Here is a 22,756-nt window from a genome sequence, read left to right on the forward strand (position 1 = left end):
TACATCATGATCGTGCACTGGCCGTCATCGCGGACTCTTTACCTGCTCATTTGCGAGGAATTGTTGACACAACCAATGGAATTGATTATAAGCTACACTGGATTACGCTGTTAAATGGAAAATGACGAAAAGGAGCAGGGCGAATTCTCGCCATGCTCCTTTATTATTTGCTCTATTCACCTATTTTTATCTTTTACATAAGATGTGAAAGAGGCATTGTCAATCAATATGAGTTTTTATAAAGAAGGTGAAAATGCATGATGCTGACAGGGATGCACGTAGCTGTCATTGGCGGAGATGCGAGGCAGCTAGAAGTGATTCGCAAATTAACAGAATTGGATGCAAAATTATCCCTTATTGGCTTTGATCAGCTTGCCCATAGCTTTACTGGTGCTACGAAAACGTCGATTGATGAAATCGATGTTTCTGATTTAGATGCAATCATTTTGCCTGTTCATGGCACAGGTTTAGATGGAAAAGTCAATACCATTTTTTCCAATGAACCGATTTTTATTACAGAGGAGCTTCTCTTACAAACCCCGAAACATTGTACCGTTTATACCGGGATCAGTAATAGCTACTTAGATGAACTTATGGAAGCAACTCAGCGAAAGTATGTGCAGTTGTTTGAGCGAGATGATGTGGCGATTTACAATTCCATTCCCACCGCTGAAGGGACGATTATGATTGTGATTCAGCATACAGATTTTACGATTCACGGTTCACGCGTCGCCGTTTTAGGATTGGGGAGAGTTGGCATGACCGTTGCCCGCACATTCGCTGCATTAGGAGCGAAAGTGAAAGTAGGCGCACGACGAAGCGAGCATCTTGCACGAATAAGTGAAATGGGGTTTGAACCGTTCCAGTTGCAAGATATTGAAAAGGCAGTGCAGGATATCGATATATGCATTAACACGATTCCGACGATGATTGTGACCGCCAGTGTCATATCGAAAATGCCCGCCCATACACTCATTGTCGATTTAGCCTCAAAGCCTGGGGGAACGGATTTTCGTTATGCTGAAAAACGAGGAATTAAGGCGTTATTGGCACCGGGATTGCCAGGTGTAGTCGCCCCGAAAACGGCAGGACAAATTCTGGCAAATGTTTTATCACAGCTATTATTAAATGATTTAACGAAACGAAAGGAGAAAAAATAAATGAGTGTAAAAGGAAAGCGCATCGGCTTTGGTTTAACGGGCTCTCATTGCACATATGATGCTGTCATACCGGAAATTGAAAAACTTGTAAAAGAAGGGGCAGAAGTGTTGCCAATTATTACTTACACGGTGAAAACAACAGATACAAGATTCGGAGAAGGGGAGGAGTGGGTAAAAAAGCTAGAAGAGATAACAGGGAACAAAGTGATTGATACCATTGTTAAAGCGGAGCCACTCGGCCCCAAAATTCCTCTTGATTGTATGGTCATTGCCCCGTTAACAGGCAACTCTATGAGCAAGCTCGCTAATGCATTGACGGATTCTCCCGTGTTGATGGCCGCCAAGGCAACAATGAGGAATCATCGTCCGGTTGTAGTGGGGATTTCAACGAATGATGCCCTAGGATTAAATGGAGTCAATTTAATGCGACTTATGGCAGCCAAAAACATCTATTTTATTCCATTTGGCCAAGATGCACCATATACGAAGCCGAATTCGATGGTGGCTAAAATGTCGCTGTTGCGTGATACAGTGGTTGCTGCACTTGAAGGAAAACAGCTACAGCCAGTGATCATTGAAAAATATCGTGATGCAGATTAATAAATAATCAATAAAAAGAAAATTTATGCATATAAATAAAAAGTTTCTCTCCTTTAAAGATGAATATGTTAAAATAAAAACTATCGAAATGGATGCAGCTTATTGACTAGTTGGAAGGAGAATGAATGAATGGAACAAAAAAATTTGCATGTAGCAGTGGTCGGAGCTACTGGCGCAGTGGGCCAACAAATGATTCAAACATTAGAAAAACGAAATTTCCCGATTGGTACATTAACGCTGTTATCATCGGAACGTTCGGCAGGAAAAAAAGTCATGTTTAAAGGTCAGGAAATTGAAGTGCAAGCGGCAAAACCGGAAAGCTTTGAAACAGTTGATATCGCACTGTTCAGCGCTGGTGGTGCGGTGTCAAAGGCCCTCGCTCCAGAAGCTGTGAAGCGCGGTGCTATTGTCGTCGATAATACAAGCGCATTCCGCATGGATGAGAATGTGCCGCTTGTTGTGCCGGAAGTAAATGAAGAAGATCTAAAATGGCATAATGGCATTATCGCCAATCCAAATTGCTCGACGATTCAAATGGTGGTGGCGCTTGAGCCAATCCGTCAAGCGTTTGGGCTTAAAAAAGTCATCGTCTCTACCTATCAAGCTGTTTCTGGTGCAGGAGCACAAGCGATCACGGAATTAAAGTCACAGGCGAAAGCGATTCTTGAGGGGGCCTCATTTACACCGGAAATTCTGCCTGTAAAATCAGATCGCAAGCATTATCAAATGGCATTTAACGCGATTCCGCAGATTGATAAATTTCAAGACAACGGCTTTACGTTTGAGGAAATAAAAATGATAAATGAAACGAAAAAAATCATGCATATGCCTGAACTGGAGGTAGCTGCAACATGCGTGCGTATTCCAGTGATAACAGGACACTCTGAGTCTGTTTATATCGAAGTGGAAAAAGACGCCGTCAGCGCTGAAGAGATCAAGCATGTGCTTAAAGAGGCTCCGGGTATCGTTTTGCAGGATGATCCAAGCGAGCAGTTGTATCCGATGCCGGTGGATTGCGAAGGCAAAAGCGAAGTATTTGTCGGACGCATTCGCAAAGACTTAGACCGCGATCATGGCTTCCATTTATGGATCGTATCTGATAATTTATTAAAGGGGGCGGCGTGGAATTCCGTCCAAATTGCAGAAAGCCTCTTAAAGCTAGGACTTGTTAAATAAAGAGCGGAGAAGCATCGAGGTGTTAGCATGAAAATTATTGTACAAAAGTTTGGTGGCACATCGGTTCGCGATGAACATGGGCGTGACTGGGCGCGCAAGCATATTGCAAGAGCCCTTGACGAAGGATACAAGGTAGTGGTTGTCGTGTCGGCGATGGGGCGAAAAGGAGAGCCATATGCAACCGATACGCTGCTAAGCTTAATCGATGGCAGCCATACACATGTCAATAAGCGAGAGCAGGATTTGCTGATGGCTTGCGGAGAGATCATTTCTAGCGTCGTCTTTACCAACCTGCTTAACAAGCACGACATCAAAGCCACTGCTTTTACAGGGGCTCAGGCAGGGTTTTGTACAAATCATGATTATACAAATGCCAAAATTATTGAAATGCGTTGCGACCGCCTGTTGAAGGCTTTAGAAGAATATGATGTCGCCGTTGTTGCCGGCTTTCAAGGAGCTACCAAAGACGGCGACATAACAACGCTTGGCCGCGGCGGCAGCGATACATCAGCTGCGGCCTTAGGAGCGGCCCTTAATGCTGAATGGGTTGATATTTTTACCGATGTCGAAGGAGTGATGACAGCTGATCCACGCATCGTGGAAAACGCTCGTCCGCTTGATATTGTCACATATACAGAAATTTGCAATATGGCCTATCAAGGGGCGAAAGTCATTCACCCTCGCGCCGTGGAGATTGCCATGCAGGCGAAAGTTCCGCTGCGGGTGCGCTCAACCTATTCAGATTCTTTAGGAACGCTTGTTACATCCAGCGTAAAGCCGAATAAAGGAAGCGATGTTAGAGAGCGTCTTGTAACGGGAATCGCTCATGTTGCGAACGTGACACAAATCAAGGTGCAAGCAAAAGAAGGGCATTACGAGCTCCAGTCTGATGTGTTTAGTGCAATGGCAAACGAAGGAATTAGCGTCGATTTTATTAATATATCACCGAATGGCGTGGTATACACAGTAGCTGGTGACATGACCGATCGCGCGATTTCAGAATTGCGGAAGATTGGCTATGAACCTTCTGTAACAAGAGGGTGCGCAAAGGTGTCGACCGTTGGTGCAGGAATCGCTGGGGTGCCAGGGGTTACAGCGAAGATTGTGACCGCCCTTTCTGAAAAAGGAATTCAAATTTTGCAATCGGCTGACAGCCATACAACGATTTGGGTGTTGGTTAAGGAAGAAGATTTAAAGAAAGCCGTTAATGCGCTTCATGACGCTTTTCATCTTTCGGAAGCCGAACCGATGAAATATGATGATGAGGAGTGAAAATATTGGTTTCATTTGGAAAAGTTGTCACAGCGATGGTGACACCATTTGATCGCAAAGGAAACATTGACTTTGATAAAACGACTCAGTTGATTCAATACTTGCTTGAAAATGGCACCGATTCTCTTGTTGTGGCAGGGACGACGGGAGAATCTCCGACGCTGACAACTGAGGAGAAAGTCGCCCTGTTCCGCCATGTTGTTTCTGTGGTTAATGGCCGTGTTCCCGTCATTGCAGGAACGGGAAGCAATAATACGCGCGCATCCATTGAGCTGACAAGAAAAGCTGAAGCGGTTGGTGTCGACGCCATTATGATTGTGGCTCCATATTATAATAAGCCGAATCAAGAGGGACTTTACCAGCATTTTAAAGCGATCGCGGAAAGCACGAGCCTACCTATCATGGTATATAACATTCCAGGTCGTTCCGTTGTTAATATTTCGGTTGATACGCTTGTTCGGTTAGCAGAGATTCCAAATGTTGTGGCTCTTAAGGATGCAAGTGGCAACCTTGATGCGATGGCTGAGGTTATGGCACGTACAAAGGAAGAGTTTTTGCTGTATAGCGGTGATGATGGACTGACGCTTCCGGTGATGGCCATTGGAGGTGCTGGTGTCGTGTCTGTTGCCTCTCATGTTATTGGTCATGAGATGCAGCAAATGATTTCGTCATTCGAAGCTGGTGACCATAGCAAGGCAGCCAAGCTGCATCAAACGTTGCTTCCAATTATGAAAGGGCTATTCGCGGCGCCAAGCCCTGTTCCAGTTAAAACGGCGCTGCAGCTGAAAGGTCTGGATGTCGGTTCTGTCCGCCTGCCGCTTGTTCCATTAACAGAGCAAGAGCGGAACGAACTGATGGGCTTGCTCCAGAATATTTAACAGCTTTCCAAAAGAAGTCTCCCATCCTCAAGGAACGTGAAGGCGACAGCCCAGTGAGTAGGGGGGAGATGAATTTCGGTTGGCAATCGCCACTGGATAGGATACTCTATTGTTCGAACGGACCCCTTCGGAACGAAGGGAAGCGTAAAGGGTTCTTGTGTGTGGCTTACCGTTCAGCGAACATGCACAAGTCGCTTAAAGCCCCCTCCTCTAAGCGAAGCGCAGGTGGCGGGTAGTTCACTATATCTACTTAAGAAACTTCCCGTCTTTAAACAGAGTGTAGGTGGGGAAGATGTATTCAGAGTAAAGTGGCCAATTCGCTGTATGGGCGGATTGGCCGTTTTTATTCCCATGAATGGTGACGAACAAATTAGCTTGTATTTAAAATCTGCCATCAGTTATAATAATGTCAAGTGACTTTGAGCGGGTTAGTTTGACATTAGGAGGACGTGCCATTGAGGACAAAAGTAGAAAAGATACGCATATTTTCCCTTGGAGGAGTAGGAGAAATCGGGAAAAATATGTATATTATCGAATTGGATGAAGATATTTTTATGGTTGATGCAGGCTTAATGTTTCCAGAGGATGAAATGCTTGGGATTGACAAGGTCATTCCCGATATTTCCTATCTTGTTGAGCGAAAAGAACAGATTAAGGGGATCTTTTTAACACATGGTCATGAAGAGCACATTGGCGCTATTGCCTACGTGTTGAAAAAAATTACAGCTCCTGTATATGGAACGAAATTGACGCTTGGATTAGTTGAGGAGAAGCTAAAAGAGCAAGGAATAAGCGCTAGCGCTCCATTAATCGAAATTCGTTCTGATTCCGAAATTGCTTTTGACAAAACGACCGTCACATTCTTTCGGACGATTCATAGCATTCCAGATTCTGTTGGAATTAGCTTCCATACGTCGCAAGGAGCGATCGTATATACCGGAGATTTCAAATTTGATCAAACTCCGTATGGGGCCAACTACGCTGATTTAGGGAAAATGGCGCAAATAGGCGAGAAAGGAGTTTTGTGTCTTTTATCGGACAGCACGAATGCGGAAAAGCCGGGATATACCGGATCTGATATGAGTGTTGCTGAAGCGATATCAGATGTTGTTTATAATGCAAGGGGAAGAGTGATTGCTGCCTGCTATGTGTCCAACATTACAAGAATACAGCAGGTGCTGAACGCGGCTAAAAAACACGGAAGAAAGGTAGCGATTGTTGGAAAGAACATACATAAAGTGATGGATGTGGCAGTCCGCTTAGGCTACCTGCAGCTTCCAGAAAAAACGATCATTTCTATTCATGATCTCCAACAATACGAAGATCGTGAGCTTGTCATTTTGACGACAGGCGGGCGAGGAGAGCACATGGGAGCTCTTGTGCGAATGGCGAAGCAAACACATAAGCATGTAAGCATCAAGGAAGGAGATACGGTTATTGTTGCTGCTTCGCCAATGCCGGGGCATGAGCTGCTGCACTTAAAGACAATGGATGCCTTATATCGTGCAGGAGCGCATGTGGTCTATAAAAATGTACATGTATCCGGCCATGGGTGCCAGGAAGAGCTCAAACTGATGCTCAATTTAATGAAACCAAGCTATTTTATTCCTGTTCACGGAGAATATCGCATGCAGAAAGCTCACGCTAATCTAGCTAAAGCTGTCGGTATTTCCGAAGAACGAACATTCTTAATTGATAAAGGTGAGGTCGTTGAATTCCGTAATGGTCAAGCGCGCTTTGGCGGCAAAGTTCCGTGCGGAAACATCTTAATCGACGGCTTAGGAATTGGGGATGTTGGCAACATTGTCTTGCGCGATCGCCGTCTTCTTTCCCAAGACGGCATTTTAATTGTCGTCGTAACATTAAGCAAAGAAGCGAAAAAAATTGTGGCTGGACCTGAAATTATCTCTCGCGGCTTCGTATATGTGAGGGAATCAGAAACGCTGCTGGATGAAGCGACGAAAATGGTAACAAATATTGTAAATAAATGCCTGCAAGATTATGTGATTGAGTGGTCTTCATTAAAAATGGGCATGCGCGAGGCGCTCAGCCAATATTTATTCGAAAAAACAAAACGCAAGCCAATGATTTTACCCATTATTATGGAAATTTAATGCAATCATGCTCAAAGTCGAATGTTGCTGCCGATGGGAGGAGAATCCTTCCATCGGCATTTTTATTTAATAGATAGAACATACTAATGGTATGATGATAAGAAAGGAGCATGCTGATGGAGAAGGAGCGATACATAGCATTTGAGTCAGAATCCGATCCAAATCGTGAAAAAAATGAACAGGTTGCGGAAAATATTCAACAGCTTGGCCAAACGAATGTACCGCAAATGACTCAGGATACCAATATACATTGTTTAACGATTGTTGGGCAGATTGAGGGGCATATCCAGCTTCCTCCGCAAAATAAAGCAACAAAATATGAGCATGTCATACCACAAATTGTAGCCATTGAGCAAAATCCAAATATCGAAGGCCTGCTTGTGGTGTTGAATACGGTTGGTGGCGATGTAGAAGCGGGGTTAGCCATTGCTGAAATGCTTGCATCACTGTCTAAGCCGACTGTTTCGATTGTTTTAGGAGGAGGACACTCCATCGGGGTGCCGATCGCTGTTTCGTGTCATTATTCATTCATCACCGAGACGGCAACAATGACGATTCATCCGATTCGCTTAACAGGGCTTGTCATTGGTGTACCACAAACATTTGAATACTTAGATAAAATGCAGGAACGAGTGGTTCGTTTTGTGACAAAGCATTCAAAAATTACCGAAGAAAAATTTAAAGAGCTTATGTTTTCCAAAGGAAACTTAACACGTGACATCGGTACAAATGTGGTGGGACCGGACGCCGTACAATATGGATTAATTGATGAGGTAGGCGGCGTAGCTCAAGCAATGAAAAAGCTGCGCGAAATGATTGATGCGAAAAAATCAGAGGGGACGATGCTGCAATGATCTTATATACGATGATGCCGGAGCATCTCATTTTTCAAACAGACAGCAGCGAGTACACGAAGCAAAAAGTGATTTATTATGACGGCATTCCATTTCTTGTGGAGGAAACAGAAACAAAGGAATGGCAGATTGTCCGCAATTTAAGCACAAATCCTGCTGATTTTTTGCAGCAAAAATATGCACCTGGTGAGAGATTTCCTTCGTCGTTCGAAACTTAATGAATTCTAGATCTAAGCATGATATAATAAATACAAGCGAAAAAAAGCAGCCAGTCTTGGCTGCTTTTTTCGACATTTCCAGTTTTGTATCGGAGTGAGTAAATATGGCAAAACGTAAGCGTCAGCAAAAAAAACAAACAAAAAAACAAGCAAAAAACCAAACATGGAAAACAACTTTTCGTTTTGAACTGACAGGATTGCTTATGCTTGCTCTATCCGTTATTGGAATGGCGCGGCTTGGATTAGTAGGTCAGACGCTTGTATCGTTTGCCCGCTTTTTTCTTGGTGAGTGGCATATCCTCCTATTGCTCGGCTTGCTTTTAGCTTCTATCTATGTCATTTGGAAGCGTATGTGGCCTCCGCTTGTTAACCGCTGGCTGCTCGGCGTTTATACGATGGCTGCTGCTCTTTTATTGCTAAGCCATCAAACGATGTTTCATTTATTGTCTCGGCAAGGAAAGTTTCAAGATCCTAGCATTATCCGCACGACATGGGAGCTTTTTTGGCAGGAAATGAAGGGGGCATCCTCCTATCCAGATTTAGGGGGCGGGATGGTAGGTGCGCTTTTGTTCGCTGCAAGCTACCAATTGTTTGATGAGCTCGGCACAAAATGGATATGCCTGATTCTTTTCGTGGCTGGTGCGCTTTTAATTAGCGGAAAATCGCTGAATGAAACGGTCGGAAAAGTCATTGCTTGGATCGTTTCCTTTGTGCGCGAGCAATGGAACGAGTTTATCATCGATATCAAAGGCAGCTGGAAAAAAAGAACAAAAACGAGACGGAGATCGGATACGGCCAGTTCAGATACATATCAAACAAAGGAAGAAGAGAGGGAACAAGCGGCTGATGAGGAAGAGGAAATATCATTGCCCCCCATTATTTCTGATTTTAGTGCAGTAAGAGCAAATGAACAGACTGCAGATCCGATTGAGCAAGAAGAGGATGACGAGGAAGGACAGAATCCTCCTATGTCGTTTACGGAAATGGAAAATGTCGATTATCAATTGCCGCCGCTTGAGCTTCTTCGGCTTCCGAAGCCGGCAAATCAAGCAAAAGATCATGACAATATTTATGCAAATGCTCGGAAGCTTGAAAAGACTTTTCAGAGCTTTGGAGTCAAAGCGAAAGTCACGCAGGTTCATCTTGGTCCTGCTGTTACAAAGTATGAAGTATATCCTGATGTCGGTGTGAAAGTGAGCAAAATTGTCAACTTAAGCGACGACTTGGCTCTTGCCCTCGCTGCAAAGGACATTCGCATTGAAGCGCCGATTCCCGGAAAATCAGCGATCGGCATCGAGGTGCCCAATGAAGAAATAGCCACTGTTTCATTGCGGGAAGTATTGGAAGCCACCGAGAATTACAAGCCTGATGCTAAGCTTGTCATTGGCTTGGGAAGAGATATCTCAGGGGAAGCCATCGTGGCAGAGCTTAACAAAATGCCTCATCTGTTAGTCGCTGGGGCAACAGGAAGCGGAAAAAGCGTCTGTATTAACGGAATGATTACCAGTCTGTTGATGCGTGCTAAGCCGCATGAAGTCAAAATGATGATGATTGACCCGAAAATGGTGGAGCTTAGTGTATATAACGGCATCCCGCATTTATTAGCTCCCGTTGTGACAGATCCGAAAAAAGCGTCACAAGCATTAAAAAAAGTGGTGAGCGAAATGGAGCGACGATACGAGCTGTTTTCGCATACGGGAATGAGAAATATTGAGGGATATAACGAGTATATTCAGCGGTATAATCAACAATCGAGTGCCAAGCAACCGCTGCTTCCATATATCGTGGTGATTGTTGATGAGCTCGCCGATTTAATGATGGTCGCTTCATCCGATGTGGAAGACTCGATTACACGGCTTGCGCAAATGGCCCGGGCGGCTGGCATCCATTTAATTATCGCTACCCAGCGTCCTTCTGTAGATGTCATTACAGGAGTCATTAAGGCGAACATCCCATCGCGAATTGCCTTTAGTGTTTCTTCGCAAACGGATTCGCGCACGATTTTAGATATGGGAGGAGCGGAGAAGCTGCTAGGCCGAGGTGACATGCTGTTTTTGCCAATGGGAGCCGCTAAGCCGATTCGCGTACAAGGCGCTTTTGTATCAGATGAAGAAGTCGAGGCGATTGTGCAGTTTGTCATTTCACAGCAAAAAGCGCAATATCAAGAGGAAATGATTCCGGATGACACGGTAGAGGAAGAAGCCGATTTTGACGACGAGCTTTACGAGGAAGCGGTCCAGCTTGTTGTGGAAATGCAAAGCGCTTCTGTTTCCATGCTGCAGCGCCGCTTCCGCATCGGATACAACCGTGCTGCTAGATTGATTGATGCGATGGAAGCAAGAGGAGTTGTCGGCCCTTACGAAGGAAGTAAACCGCGCGCTGTTCTCGTGGCAAAAGAAAACGCGAAAACATCGTAGCATAATGGATAATTCAAGCAAATCTTAAATGATTTGCTTGAATTATCATGTCATATTGAAAGCGCTTACGTTAATGATATTTGCTTTTTTCGACAAAATTTTTATTCCCTATTTATTTATGAGCGAAAAAGTGTTATAGTAATGTCGATTAGGTTAATTTGTCTTACGTCAGAGGTCTGATATCTGCAAACTATTGAGTGGAGGCTTTTCGAATGTCGATTAAATCTGATAATCGCCATCTATATTTGCAAGTCATTGATCGTATCAAACAAGATATTGAAACAGGCGTTTACAAGGAAAAACAAAAGCTCCCATCAGAGTTTGAGCTGTCGAAGCAGCTCGGAGTTAGCCGAGCTACATTGCGTGAAGCGCTTCGAATTTTAGAGGAAGAAAACGTCATTATCCGCAGACACGGAGTCGGCACATTTGTGAATGCAAAGCCGATGTTCACCTCCGGCATTGAACAGCTAAGCAGTGTAACGGATATGATTAAACAAGCCGGCCGAAAACCGGGCACGATTTTTCTTTCCTCTTCTGTTCAAAGTCCGACAGAGGAAGATGTACGTCGGTTTCAATGTTCGCCTTCTGAAGAAATTTTGCTTGTGGAACGGGTACGGACAGCTGACGGTGAGCCAGTCGTGTACTGTGTTGACAAAATTCCTTGTAAATACTTGCCGAAGGGAATTTCTTACGAACACGAATCATTGTTTGAAAATTTACAAAGTCAAACGAATCATGATATTGCCTATGCTGTAGCGCATATTGAACCGGTCGGTTATCATGAAAAGGTGTCGCCAACGTTGCAATGCGATCCGGAAACAGCTTTGCTTGTTTTAAAGCAAATGCATTTTGATAAAAACGATGAACCCATTTTGTATTCCATTAACTATTTCAAATCTGATAAATTCAGCTTTCATGTGCTGCGAAAACGGGTTCATTTTTAAGGGGGTGACATTTCATACATAGAACATCGGCATCTATTGGATAATATAAAGGGGTTTTAGTTACTATTTTTACTAGGGGGTAAAAGTGATGAAGAAAAAACGCATGGGTCTTGCTCTTTCTCTTGTCCTTGCGGCCGGCACGCTGCTTAGCGGCTGTGGAAACGATGAGAACGCAGGAGAAAAGAAAGACAGCTTTACAGTAGCAATGGTAACGGATGTCGGCGGAATTGACGACAAATCGTTTAACCAATCTGCTTGGGAAGGATTGCAAAAATTTGGTGAAGAAAATGGCATGAAAAAAGGCAAGGATGGTTACGATTATTTGCAATCGCAAAGCGATACCGACTATGCCACAAATTTAAACAAGCTTGTTAGAAGTGACTACGATTTAATCTATGGAATTGGTTATTTAATGACAGATGCGATTACGAAAATCGCTGAGCAAAAGCCAAAAAATCATTTTGCGATCGTAGACAGCACAGTGGACAAGCCAAATGTAGCGAGCATTACCTTCAAAGAGCATGAAGGATCGTTCCTTGTAGGAGTTGTCGCTGGATTGACAACAAAAACCAATAAAATCGGTTTTGTTGGTGGTATGGAAATCCCATTAATTGAGAAGTTTGAAAGCGGATTCCTTGCAGGCGTCAAGTCTGTAAACCCAAATGCGAAGGTAGAAGTGCAATACGCTGGAGCATTTGACCAAGCGGATAAAGGAAAAGCGATCGCATCTAGCATGTATGCTTCTGGCATTGACGTCGTTTACCACGCAGCAGGCGCAACAGGTAATGGTGTCTTCTCTGAAGCAAAAGACTTAAAAACAAAAGATCCAAACCGTGAGCTTTGGGTCATCGGGGTTGACAAAGACCAGGCTCCAGAAGGTGAAGTCACAGTAGGCGGAAAAACGTACAATGTGACATTGACATCGATGGTTAAGCGCGTTGATGTTGCGGTATACGATGTAGCGAAAAAAGCGAAAGAAGGCCAATTCCCAGGCGGCAAAACGCTTGAGTATGGTTTGCCTGAAAATGGAGTAGGAATCGCGCCAACTCAAGATAACATCAAGCCGGAAGTGTTAAAGGCCGTTGATGAATGGAAGCAAAAAATCATTAATGGCGAAGTTAAAGTGCCGTCTACTCGCGACGAATACAAAAAATTTGAAGCAAGCTTAAAATAAGGGGTTAAATTGAATAAAAAGGCTAGTGCTTACTAGCCTTTTTATTCGCCCAAAATCATTAAATAAAAAGTTACAAACACAAATTTGTAGCTTTTTATTTAATGATTTTAACATGCTCATTTAAGAGGAGTGAATTTGTTTGGAATACGTAATTGAAATGTTAAATATCCGAAAGGTATTTGGAAACTTCGTCGCTAACGACAATATTACTCTCCAATTAAAAAAAGGCGAAATCCATGCTTTGCTTGGAGAAAACGGCGCTGGAAAATCGACGCTGATGAACGTGCTGTTTGGGCTGTATCAGCCAGACGGCGGAGAAATCCGAGTAAAGGGGCAATCTGTTAAAATCGCGAATCCAAATGTCGCTAACGATCTTGGCATCGGAATGGTGCATCAGCATTTTATGCTTGTCGATACATTTACGGTAACAGAAAATATTATTCTAGGAAGCGAACCGACAAAGGGTGGAAAAATTGATATCAAGCATGCGGAGCAGCAAGTGCGCGAGCTGTCGGAGCGCTATGGATTAGCGGTTGATCCAACGGCGAAAATCGCTGATATTTCTGTCGGAATGCAGCAGCGCGTAGAAATTTTAAAAACGTTATATCGCGGTGCGGAAATTCTTATTTTTGACGAACCGACTGCTGTTTTAACACCGCAGGAAATTCAAGAGCTCATTCAAATTATGAAAGCACTCGTCCGCGAAGGGAAATCGATTATTTTAATCACGCACAAATTAAAAGAAATTATGGAAGTATGCGATCGCGTGACGGTCATTCGCCGCGGAAAAGGCATTGATACACTCAATGTTGCCGATACGAATCCAAATGAACTCGCCGCACTGATGGTAGGCCGTGAAGTGCAGTTTAAAACCGATAAAAAACCGGCACAGCCTAGCAAAGAAGTGCTAGAAATCAAGGATCTAGTCGTAAAAGATGCTCGGGGAGTCACCGTCGTTGACCATTTGAATTTAACTGTTCGTGCGGGGGAAATTGTCGGCATTGCCGGAGTGGATGGCAATGGACAAACCGAGCTCATCGAAGCCATTACAGGTCTTCTGAAAGCGGAATCCGGATCCATTCTTTTAAATGGACAAGATATCTTCAATCTTTCCCCGCGTAAAATTACAGAAGCTGGGGTAGGACATATTCCACAAGACCGGCATAAGCATGGGCTCGTTCTTGATTTTCCGATTGGCGAAAATATGGTATTGCAAACCTATTACAAAAAGCCGTATTCCAAGAATGGTGTCTTAAACTTTAAGGCGATTTATGACAAAGCACGCCAATTGATTGCCGAGTTCGATGTGCGTACACCAGACGAATATACGCCAGCTCGCGCTTTATCTGGCGGTAACCAGCAAAAGGCTATCATCGGCCGCGAAGTGGATCGCAATCCGGAGCTGTTGATTGCTGCACAACCAACACGCGGACTGGATGTCGGAGCGATTGAGTTTATTCATAAACGCTTGATTGAGCAACGGGATCAAGGGAAAGCGGTGCTGCTTGTTTCTTTTGAATTAGATGAAGTCATGAATGTCAGTGATCGCATTGCTGTGATTTACGAAGGAAAAATCGTTGCCATTGTCGATCCGAAGGAAACGACAGAGCAAGAGCTCGGTTTGCTAATGGCAGGCAGTAAACAGAAGGAAGCAGGTGTTTCTTCATGAATTCAAGTCGTCTAACGAAATTTCTTATTCCAGTATTTGCTGTATTGCTTGGAGTGATCGCCGGATCCATTGTCATGCTTGTAAGCGGGTATAATCCTATTGCGGGATATTCAGCCCTTTTATATGGATCGTTTGGCGACAGCTATTATATTGGGGAAACGATTCGTCAAACCACCCCTTATATCCTTGCAGGTTTAGCGGTAGCCTTTGCTTTCCGCACAGGACTTTTTAATATTGGAGTAGAGGGACAACTGATTGTTGGCTGGCTTGCTTCAGTATGGGTAGGGGTTTCGCTCGATTTGCCAAAAGTGATTCATTTACCGCTGGCAATTTTGGCAGCGGCAGCGGCGGGAGCGCTATGGGCGTTCATCCCCGGGTTTTTAAAGGCACGTTTTAAAGTGCATGAAGTCATTATCACGATTATGATGAACTATATCGCTTTGCATGTAACGAATGCCATTATTCGTTCTGTGCTTTCTGATAAAGGATTTAAATCAGAGACCGTTCATCCATCGGCATCATTGCAATCAGAATTTCTTCAATCCATTACTGATTATTCAACGTTGCACTATGGAATTATTATTTCCTTAATCGGTGCAATTATCATGTGGTTTTTGCTTGAAAAAACAGCAAAAGGATATGAATTGCGTGCTGTCGGCTTTAACCAGCATGCTTCTCAATACGCAGGAATGAATGTTCCGCGCAACATTATTTTATCAATGGTCATTTCCGGTGCGTTTGCCGGAGTTGCTGGAGCGATGGAAGGGCTCGGCACGTTCGGAAATATCTCTGTAAAAGCAGGCTTTACTGGCATCGGTTTCGATGGGATCGCGGTTGCGTTAATTGGAAGCAATAACGCGTTCGGAATTATTTTATCTGCGCTTTTATTTGGGGCACTGAAGGTAGGAGCGCTCGAAATGCCATCAAGTGCGGATGTACCTACAGAGCTTGTCGATATTGTCATCGCGTTAATTATTTTCTTCGTAGCATCTAGCTATCTTATTCGTCTATTATTATCTCGTTTTAAAAAGGAGGGAAAATAAGTGGGCGTTTACGAAATGTTACAAATTATTATTCCTTCGGCGCTTTTCTTTGCCGCTCCACTTATTTTCACTGCGCTTGGCGGTGTATTCAGCGAACGTTCCGGTGTTGTTAATATCGGATTGGAAGGCTTGATGGTAATTGGAGCATTTACGGGGATTGTCTTCAACTTGACCTTTGCCGATTCGTTCGGCGAGCTTACTCCTTGGCTGGCGCTTATTGTAGCGATGATTGTGGGTGCCATCTTTTCGTTGCTTCACGCTGTCGCATCCATTACGTTTCGTGCTGACCAAGTCGTGAGCGGTGTGGCGATTAACTTTTTGGCAGTGGGCTTATCTCTGTTTTTAGTAAAAAAAATATACGGGAAAGGTCAAACCGACCAAATTCAAGTGGGATTTGATAAAATTGATATTCCCGTGTTAAGCCATATTCCGATTATTGGCCCGTTATTTTTCTCAAACGGATATATTCCGTCCTATATCGCAATCGTCCTCGCTTTTGTTGTCTGGTATATTTTATTTAAAACACCGTTTGGCCTTCGCCTTCGCTCTGTCGGCGAACACCCAATGGCAGCAGATACAATGGGAATCAACGTCGCGAAAATGCGTTATATTGCCGTCATGATCAGCGGTGCGCTCGGCGGACTTGGCGGTGCCGTCTATGCGACAATTATTTCCCGTGATTTTAGCCATGCCACTATTTCTGGACACGGTTTTATGGCGCTTGCCGCGATGATTTTTGGTAAGTGGCATCCGCTTGGTGCGATGGGGGCTGCGTTGTTTTTCGGCTTGGCCCAAAGCTTAAGTATTGTGGGACAAACCATCCCGTTCTTAAAGAACGTGCCAACGGTTTATTTGCTCATTGCCCCATATGTATTAACTATTTTAGCTTTAACGGGATTTATCGGCCGCGCCGATGCTCCAAAAGCGCTCGGCACACCGTATGTAAAAGGGAAGCGATAATCCTATTTAGAAGAACTCGATTGATTCGATCGAGTTCTTTTTTTGTTTGTTATTTGCATTTTATTTTGGCAAAAATGTATATTGGTGATAAGGAAAAATAAGCTAGAATGATTCGCAAAAAATACAAATGAAGAGGAGGAGTTTTTTTGATCCGTGAAAATACGATCACTACTCAAGGCTTCCGCACGCATTTCGTTCAAACGGATAAATATAAAACAAGCACGCTCGTTTGGAAGATGAAAGCCCCTTTATCTAAAGAAACGGTAACATTGCGCGCTCTTTTGCCATATGTGCTGCAAAGCGGCACAAAGACGCATCCAAGCATGAAAACGCTTAGAACTTATTTAGATGAGCTATATGGAGCCATGCTCAATGTCGATTTGACAAAAAAAGGAGAATTTCATATTATCACGATCCGGCTCGATGTGGCGAATGAAAAATTTTTAAAAGACGCCTCTCCTCTCTTGAATAAGGCGATTCAACTTTTAAGTGAAATCATCCTGCACCCAGCGTTAGAAAACGGGCGCTTTGTTTCGCAGATTGTTGAACAAGAGAAACGGGCGTTAAAGCAGCGGATTCAATCTGCATATGATGATAAAATGCGCTATGCCAATTTGCGGCTAGTGGAGGAAATGTGCAAAAATGAACCGTATGCGTTGCCGTCTCATGGCCAACTCGAAGATGTGGAGGCCATTACGCCAGACACATTATTTACTTATTACAAAAAGGCGTTACAAGAAGATGAGGTGGATCTATACATTATCGGGGACATTGAGGAAACCAGTGCGCTTGAAGCGGTTCAACAGCATCTTCAGCTTCCTGGACAGCTTCCGAGAACAGCTGAGAAACCGCATGTCCAGCCGAAAAAAGTGGCAAATGTCCATGAAGTTGTAGAAAAGCAGGATATCAAGCAAGGAAAACTGAACATCGGCTATCGGACCCAGATTACGTATGACGATGATGACTATTATGCCTTACAGGTATTCAACGGCATATTCGGGGGATTTTCGCACTCCAAGCTCTTTATTAATGTTCGCGAAAAAGCGAGTCTTGCTTATTATGCTGCTTCTCGGTTGGAGAGTCATAAAGGGCTTTTGATGGTGATGTCAGGAATTGAGCCAGCCAATTACGAAAAAGCGATGCAAATCATTCATGAGCAAATGAACGCGATGAAGCAAGGGGAATTTAGCGACAACGAAATCGAGCAAACAAAGGCGGTCATTCGCAACCAGCTGCTTGAGACGCTTGATACGCCAAGAGGGATGGTAGAAGTGCTCTACCATAACGTGGTTTCAGAACGAAAACGGCCTATTGACGAGTGGCTTTCTGGAACCGAAAAGGTACAGCGCGAAGATATTGTTCGTGTTGCTAATCAGATTGAGCTTGATACGATTTACTTCCTTACCGGAATGGAGGGGGAAAAGTAATGGAAAAGATTGTGTATGAACAGCTACAGGAGCAGCTTTATTATGAAAAAATGCCCAATGGCTTAGATGTATACATTTTACCAAAAAAATCCTTCAATAAAACATACGCAACATTTACGACTAAATATGGATCAGTGGATAATCAATTCGTCCCGCTTGGCACAACAGAGATGAAGCGCGTGCCGGACGGGATCGCCCACTTTCTTGAGCATAAGCTGTTTGAGAAGGAAGACGGCGATGTGTTTCAGCAATTCAGTAAACAAGGGGCTTCAGCCAATGCGTTTACATCGTTTACCAGAACCGCTTATTTATTTTCAAGCACGGCAAATGTTGAGAAAAATTTAGAAACGCTGATGGATTTCGTTCAAACTCCTTATTTTTCTGAGCAAACGGTCGAAAAAGAAAAAGGAATTATCGGCCAAGAAATTCGCATGTATGACGATAATCCGGATTGGCGTGTCTATTTTGGATTGATTGAAAGCATGTATCAGCAGCATCCGGTCAAAATCGATATTGCTGGAACAGTGGAATCAATTGCTGATATCACAAAAGACTTGTTATATGAGTGCTATGAAACATTTTACCATCCAAGCAACATGCTGCTGTTTATTGCCGGACCAGTCGATGAGAAAGCGATGATGGAGCAAATTCGCCGCAATCAAGCAAAAAAATCATTTCCAAAAGCATCTGAAATTCAACGATTTCACTATCAAGAACCAGAGAAAGTGGCCAAGGAAAAGCATGTGCTTCCAATGCATGTTCAAACGAGTAAATGTTTGGTCGGCATTAAGGCAAAAGCCGTCAAGCAAAAAGGGAAGGAAAAATTAAAACATGAGCTAGCGATGAATGTCCTGCTTGATTATTTATTCGGAAAAAGCTCACAGCATTATGAGCGATTATACCAGCAAGGATTAATTGATGAAACGTTTGCTTACGACTATACGGAGGAAGAACAGTTCGGTTTTGCCGTTATTGGCGGTGATACAAATGATCCTGAGAAATTAGCTACGGAAATTAAGCAGGTGATTTTAACATTTCAGGACTCGCCGTTAGCGCAAGAGGATTTAGAACGGGTGAAAAAGAAAAAGATCGGCGCGTTTCTACGCTCTTTGAACTCTCCAGAATATATCGCCAACCAATTTACGCGATATGCCTTTCATGAGATGAGTCTATTTGAAGTCGTGCCGGTACTGGAGTCATTGACGATTCATGATATAATGAAAGTCGCTAACGAATGCTTTCATCAGAAGCAGTTGGCGGTTTGCCAGGTTGTTCCGAAAGAATAAAGCAAAAAAGCATCCTTTTGCACAAAAGGATGCTTTTTTAGGGGGATCTTGATGAAATATGCACTTATTACGGGAGCGAGCGGTGGCATTGGCGCGAGTATTGCTCAAGAATTAGCTGCTAAAGGGTACGGGCTTTTTTTGCATTATCACCGACATTATGAAAACGTTCAAGCCCTGCAACAGCAGTTGTCTAACGTTTATACTGCTGCGGTGCAAGCAGATCTTTCTCGGCAGGATGGCGTGCAGACGCTACTTGCTCAAATTGACCGCCCGCTCGATGTTATGATTCATAATTGCGGTATCAGCTACTACGGGCTAATAACGGATATGAGTGATGAGCTTGTACAAAGAATGGTACAGCTTCATGTGACAAGCCCTGTTCTATTAACGAAAAAATTGCTTTCGCCGATGATTAAGAAAAAACATGGAAATATTATTATCATTTCATCCATATGGGGATTGACAGGTGCTTCGTGTGAAGTGGTTTATTCAATGGTTAAAGGGGGACAGAACGCGTTTGTTAAAGCGCTGGCAAAAGAATTGGCGCCAAGCGGCATTCGCGTAAATGCTGTTGCTCCAGGGGCGATTCGTACAGACATGCTTGAGCCATTTAGTGAAACAGAGATAAAGGAATTAGAAGAGGAAATTCCGCTTGGAAGAATTGGAATGCCAAGTGAAGTAGCGAAAACCGTTTCTTTTTTACTCTCGGAAGACGCCTCCTATATTACAGGGCAAGTGATTAGTGTAAATGGAGGATGGTATTGCTAACACGTAAGTATATTTTTACGTCAAATAGATAAACTATTGGTGAAACTGAATAGGAGGAGGAAACAAACATGTCTGTACTCGATAACTTCGAACAATGGAAAGATTTCTTAGGCGAACGCCTTGAGCAAGCAAAGCATCAAGGACTTGGTCAAGAAGTGATTTCGGATGTTGCTTATCAGATTGGCGATTATTTAGCGAAGCAAATCGATCCGAAAAATCCTGAAGAGCGCCTTCTTTCCGATTTATGGAGCGTAGCTGATGAGCAAGAACAGCATGCGATTGCTAATATGATGGTGAAATTAGTACAGAGACACTAAGAGAGGGCTTTCCTCTCTTTTTTCATGAATAAATGAAATGGTTGTGTTTGCTTTCCTTTTCTATTGCGTTTCATATTGATATTATAGTAGTATGAATTTATCACCTCATACATGTGTCTCCTTAAGCGCGAGGGGAGGAAATGCGATGGAAAAACAAGAATGGTATTTAGAATATGAAATTCATATTAATCGTCCGGGGCTGCTAGGAGACATCGCATCTCTTTTAGGAATGCTGTCCATTAATATCGTTACAATTAATGGTGTTGATGATTCACGGCGCGGCATGCTTCTTCGCTGTCGGAATAACGAGCAAATTGAGCGGCTTTCCTCTATTTTGCGGACGATGGACAATATCACGATTATCAAGCTGCGGCAGCCAAGGCTGCTTGATCGTCTAGCGGTAAGGCATGGGCGCTATATCCAACGCGATGTAGATGACAAAAAGACGTTTCGGTTTGTGCGTAATGAGCTTGGCTTGCTTGTTGATTTTATGGCTGAAATTTTTAAGGAAAAAGGCCATAAGCTGATTGGTATTCGCGGCATGCCGCGCGTTGGAAAAACCGAGTCGATTGTTGCGGCGAGCGTGTGCGCCAATAAGCGGTGGCTGTTCGTGTCATCAACATTGATTAAGCAAACGGTTCGCAGCCAGCTTATTGAAGATGAATACAGTGAAAACAACATTTTTATCATGGATGGCATCGTATCGACCCGCCGAGCTAATGAGCGGCATTGGCAGCTTATACGCGAGCTGATGCGGCTGGAAGCGACAAAGGTTGTTGAGCATCCAGATATTTTTGTTCGCCATACGGAGTATTCGCTGGATGATTTTGACTATATTATTGAATTGCGGAATGATCCATCCGAGGAGATTACATACGATGTTGTGGATCAGCAGACGCTGTTTTCCCACGACGGTTTTTCTGAATTTGATTTTTAAGAAAAAGGTGGAAGGTGTTATCGTTGACGGAATTAGGTAAACGATTAAAAGAGGCGAGAGAAGCGAAAAAAATTAGTTTAGACGAATTACAGGACATCACGAAAATCCAAAAACGTTACTTACTTGGCATTGAAGAAGGAAACTATGCGATTATGCCAGGCAATTTTTATGTTCGGGCATTTATTAAGCAATATGCTGAGGCAGTAGGGCTGGATCCCGAGGAGCTTTTTCATGAATACGAGCATGAAATCCCTTCGTCGCAGCAGGAAGAATTTTCAGAGCAGCTTTCTCGCGTAAAAAGCAGGCAGCAGGTTTCGATGAAGCATGACAAGTGGCTGTCCATGCTTCCAAAACTGCTTATCGCGGCTGTTATTGTGGCATTGGCAGTCGTGCTGTGGATTTTCTTGCAGCGCGGCGGTCAAAAAGCAGAACAGCAGCAACCAATGACCAGCGAAGCGACAGAAGTCGAACGTCCTAAAAATTCACCGCTGGAAAAAGCAGTGGAAAAAGAAAAGAAAAGCAGCAAAGCTGCAAAAGAAAAGACACAGAAAGAAGCAGATAAGGATGATTCGAACGAATCCACTTCTGCTCCTATTTTCCATGTGATAGAAAAGACGGGGAATACGTCTACCATCGAGGTGACCGCCAACGAGCTAAAGCTTGAGCTCACATCGAAGGGAGCTTCTTGGATCGGAGTATTCAACGGAAAGGGCCACAGCTTTTTCCAAGGGAACTTGACAAATGGACAAACCCAAACGTTTGATCTAACGTCGGAATCGGAGGTTTTAGTAAAAATCGGTCGGACATTAGATGTAGACATGAAGGTGAACGGACAACCGGTGACTTATCCGATTGATCCGAAAGAAGAGGTATACCAAAAAATTAAACTGATATTGAAAAAGCCTGAGTCATCTATGTCGTAGATGGCTTTTGCATGTTCAGCAGCGGAGGTATGGATTGTGAATTTACCGAATAAAATTACGATAGCACGCATTATGCTCATTCCTCTCTTTTTGATTGTGATGCTCGTTCCTTTTCGATGGGGGAACATTGAAGCAGGAGCCTATTCGCTGCCTGTAACCCATTTGGTCGGTGCGGTCATTTTCATTATCGCATCAGCTACGGACTGGATTGATGGCTACTATGCCCGTAAATATCAGCTTGTAACGAATTTGGGAAAATTTTTAGACCCTCTTGCGGATAAACTACTTGTTTCCGCAGCTTTGATTGTGTTAGTGGATTTGAATTATGCGCCATCTTGGATGGTGATCGTCATTATTAGTCGAGAGTTCGCGGTTACAGGACTTCGTCTTGTGTTGGCAGGAGAAGGAGAAGTGGTGGCGGCCAACATGCTTGGAAAAATTAAAACATGGACACAAATTGTCGCGATCGCCGCACTTCTCCTCCATAATTGGCCATTTGCGTTTATTTCTTTTCCGTTTGCCGATTTAGCTCTTTGGGTAGCGGTCATCTTTACGATTTGGTCTGGCTGGGACTATTTTTTGAAAAACAAGCATGCTTTTTTACATTCCAAATAACCAA

The 22,756-nt window shown here is 43.6% G+C and carries 21 protein-coding genes; all 21 read left to right on the plus strand.

The features are described from left to right. The first annotated feature begins 257 nt into the window (after positions 1–257). The gene (gene dpaA / locus AT864_RS05900) at positions 258–1,160 is read left to right on the plus strand and encodes a dipicolinic acid synthetase subunit A (protein ID WP_044746091.1); all 903 of its coding nucleotides are present in this window, start codon (positions 258–260) and stop codon (positions 1,158–1,160) included. After that, positions 1,161–1,760, plus strand: a complete 600-nt coding sequence (locus AT864_RS05905) for a dipicolinate synthase subunit B (RefSeq protein ID WP_044746090.1) — start codon at positions 1,161–1,163, stop codon at positions 1,758–1,760. It abuts the gene before it with no gap. Between the two features lie 129 nt (positions 1,761–1,889). Next, positions 1,890–2,936, plus strand: a complete 1,047-nt coding sequence (asd, locus tag AT864_RS05910) for an aspartate-semialdehyde dehydrogenase (RefSeq protein ID WP_066147297.1) — start codon at positions 1,890–1,892, stop codon at positions 2,934–2,936. A 27-nt stretch (positions 2,937–2,963) separates the two neighbouring features. Next, positions 2,964–4,208, plus strand: a complete 1,245-nt coding sequence (dapG, locus tag AT864_RS05915) for an aspartate kinase (protein WP_066147299.1) — start codon at positions 2,964–2,966, stop codon at positions 4,206–4,208. A 5-nt stretch (positions 4,209–4,213) separates the two neighbouring features. Then, the gene (gene dapA / locus AT864_RS05920; protein WP_066147301.1) at positions 4,214–5,086 is read left to right on the plus strand and encodes a 4-hydroxy-tetrahydrodipicolinate synthase; all 873 of its coding nucleotides are present in this window, start codon (positions 4,214–4,216) and stop codon (positions 5,084–5,086) included. A 449-nt stretch (positions 5,087–5,535) separates the two neighbouring features. Beyond that, entirely contained in the window at positions 5,536–7,200 is a 1,665-nt protein-coding gene (locus AT864_RS05930) for a ribonuclease J (RefSeq protein WP_369815493.1), read from the plus strand. Positions 7,201–7,316: 116 nt separating this feature from the next. Next, complete coding sequence (locus AT864_RS05935; protein WP_066147306.1) at positions 7,317–8,054, plus strand: ClpP family protease; 738 nt, start codon at positions 7,317–7,319, stop codon at positions 8,052–8,054. Continuing rightward, a complete protein-coding gene (locus AT864_RS05940; RefSeq protein WP_066147308.1) occupies positions 8,051–8,272 on the plus strand; it encodes a YlzJ-like family protein in 222 nt (73 codons plus the stop codon). The genes AT864_RS05935 and AT864_RS05940 overlap by 4 nt, the downstream gene beginning before the upstream one ends. A 104-nt stretch (positions 8,273–8,376) precedes the next feature. Next, complete coding sequence (locus AT864_RS05945) at positions 8,377–10,689, plus strand: DNA translocase FtsK (RefSeq protein ID WP_066147310.1); 2,313 nt, start codon at positions 8,377–8,379, stop codon at positions 10,687–10,689. 212 nt (positions 10,690–10,901) lie between these two features. After that, positions 10,902–11,633 carry a GntR family transcriptional regulator gene (locus AT864_RS05950; RefSeq protein ID WP_044746082.1) on the plus strand — a complete coding sequence of 244 codons (732 nt, stop codon included), beginning with the start codon at positions 10,902–10,904 and terminating at the stop codon, positions 11,631–11,633. An 88-nt stretch (positions 11,634–11,721) separates the two neighbouring features. Continuing rightward, positions 11,722–12,807 carry a BMP family protein gene (locus AT864_RS05955; protein ID WP_066147312.1) on the plus strand — a complete coding sequence of 362 codons (1,086 nt, stop codon included), beginning with the start codon at positions 11,722–11,724 and terminating at the stop codon, positions 12,805–12,807. A 139-nt stretch (positions 12,808–12,946) separates the two neighbouring features. Continuing rightward, positions 12,947–14,476: an ABC transporter ATP-binding protein gene (locus AT864_RS05960; RefSeq protein ID WP_044746080.1), complete on the plus strand. Its 1,530-nt coding sequence runs from the start codon at positions 12,947–12,949 to the stop codon at positions 14,474–14,476. Continuing rightward, a complete protein-coding gene (locus AT864_RS05965; RefSeq protein ID WP_044746079.1) occupies positions 14,473–15,519 on the plus strand; it encodes an ABC transporter permease in 1,047 nt (348 codons plus the stop codon). Before AT864_RS05960 ends, AT864_RS05965 begins: the two co-directional genes overlap by 4 nt. Beyond that, positions 15,520–16,479, plus strand: a complete 960-nt coding sequence (locus AT864_RS05970) for an ABC transporter permease (protein ID WP_044746078.1) — start codon at positions 15,520–15,522, stop codon at positions 16,477–16,479. Positions 16,480–16,625: 146 nt separating this feature from the next. Next, complete coding sequence (gene yfmF / locus AT864_RS05975) at positions 16,626–17,906, plus strand: EF-P 5-aminopentanol modification-associated protein YfmF (RefSeq protein WP_066147314.1); 1,281 nt, start codon at positions 16,626–16,628, stop codon at positions 17,904–17,906. After that, positions 17,906–19,192, plus strand: coding sequence for an EF-P 5-aminopentanol modification-associated protein YfmH (gene yfmH, locus AT864_RS05980; RefSeq protein ID WP_066147316.1), 1,287 nt, complete (start codon positions 17,906–17,908; stop codon positions 19,190–19,192). Before yfmF ends, yfmH begins: the two co-directional genes overlap by 1 nt. 51 nt (positions 19,193–19,243) lie before the next feature. Beyond that, a complete protein-coding gene (ymfI, locus tag AT864_RS05985) occupies positions 19,244–19,960 on the plus strand; it encodes an elongation factor P 5-aminopentanone reductase (RefSeq protein ID WP_066147318.1) in 717 nt (238 codons plus the stop codon). A 68-nt stretch (positions 19,961–20,028) separates the two neighbouring features. Continuing rightward, the gene (locus tag AT864_RS05990; RefSeq protein ID WP_044746074.1) at positions 20,029–20,277 is read left to right on the plus strand and encodes a DUF3243 domain-containing protein; all 249 of its coding nucleotides are present in this window, start codon (positions 20,029–20,031) and stop codon (positions 20,275–20,277) included. A 145-nt stretch (positions 20,278–20,422) separates the two neighbouring features. After that, positions 20,423–21,214 (plus strand): DUF3388 domain-containing protein, encoded by a 792-nt coding sequence (locus tag AT864_RS05995; RefSeq protein ID WP_044746073.1) that lies wholly within the window; start codon positions 20,423–20,425, stop codon positions 21,212–21,214. Between the two features lie 23 nt (positions 21,215–21,237). Continuing rightward, positions 21,238–22,137, plus strand: a complete 900-nt coding sequence (locus AT864_RS06000; RefSeq protein WP_066147320.1) for a helix-turn-helix domain-containing protein — start codon at positions 21,238–21,240, stop codon at positions 22,135–22,137. Positions 22,138–22,173: 36 nt separating this feature from the next. Then, a complete protein-coding gene (pgsA, locus tag AT864_RS06005; protein ID WP_044746072.1) occupies positions 22,174–22,752 on the plus strand; it encodes a CDP-diacylglycerol--glycerol-3-phosphate 3-phosphatidyltransferase in 579 nt (192 codons plus the stop codon). The last annotated feature ends 4 nt before the right edge of the window (positions 22,753–22,756 follow it).

Origin of the sequence: Anoxybacillus sp. P3H1B, assembly GCF_001560855.1 — a bacterium.
GTDB lineage: Bacteria > Bacillota > Bacilli > Bacillales > Anoxybacillaceae > Anoxybacteroides > Anoxybacteroides rupiense.

Bases quoted from the DNA above. Each gene is read 5' to 3' on its own strand.
- AT864_RS05955 (WP_066147312.1), top strand. From the start codon at position 11,722: ATGAAGAAAAAACGCATGGGTCTTGCTCTTTCTCTTGTCCTTGCGGCC.
- asd (WP_066147297.1), top strand. From the start codon at position 1,890: ATGGAACAAAAAAATTTGCATGTAGCAGTGGTCGGAGCTACTGGCGCA.
- AT864_RS05940 (WP_066147308.1), top strand. From the start codon at position 8,051: ATGATCTTATATACGATGATGCCGGAGCATCTCATTTTTCAAACAGAC.
- AT864_RS05905 (WP_044746090.1), top strand. From the start codon at position 1,161: ATGAGTGTAAAAGGAAAGCGCATCGGCTTTGGTTTAACGGGCTCTCAT.
- AT864_RS05945 (WP_066147310.1), top strand. From the start codon at position 8,377: ATGGCAAAACGTAAGCGTCAGCAAAAAAAACAAACAAAAAAACAAGCA.
- AT864_RS05935 (WP_066147306.1), top strand. From the start codon at position 7,317: ATGGAGAAGGAGCGATACATAGCATTTGAGTCAGAATCCGATCCAAAT.
- dpaA (WP_044746091.1), top strand. From the start codon at position 258: ATGATGCTGACAGGGATGCACGTAGCTGTCATTGGCGGAGATGCGAGG.
- AT864_RS05990 (WP_044746074.1), top strand. From the start codon at position 20,029: ATGTCTGTACTCGATAACTTCGAACAATGGAAAGATTTCTTAGGCGAA.
- dapG (WP_066147299.1), top strand. From the start codon at position 2,964: ATGAAAATTATTGTACAAAAGTTTGGTGGCACATCGGTTCGCGATGAA.
- AT864_RS05965 (WP_044746079.1), top strand. From the start codon at position 14,473: ATGAATTCAAGTCGTCTAACGAAATTTCTTATTCCAGTATTTGCTGTA.
- yfmH (WP_066147316.1), top strand. From the start codon at position 17,906: ATGGAAAAGATTGTGTATGAACAGCTACAGGAGCAGCTTTATTATGAA.
- ymfI (WP_066147318.1), top strand. From the start codon at position 19,244: ATGAAATATGCACTTATTACGGGAGCGAGCGGTGGCATTGGCGCGAGT.
- AT864_RS05995 (WP_044746073.1), top strand. From the start codon at position 20,423: ATGGAAAAACAAGAATGGTATTTAGAATATGAAATTCATATTAATCGT.
- AT864_RS05950 (WP_044746082.1), top strand. From the start codon at position 10,902: ATGTCGATTAAATCTGATAATCGCCATCTATATTTGCAAGTCATTGAT.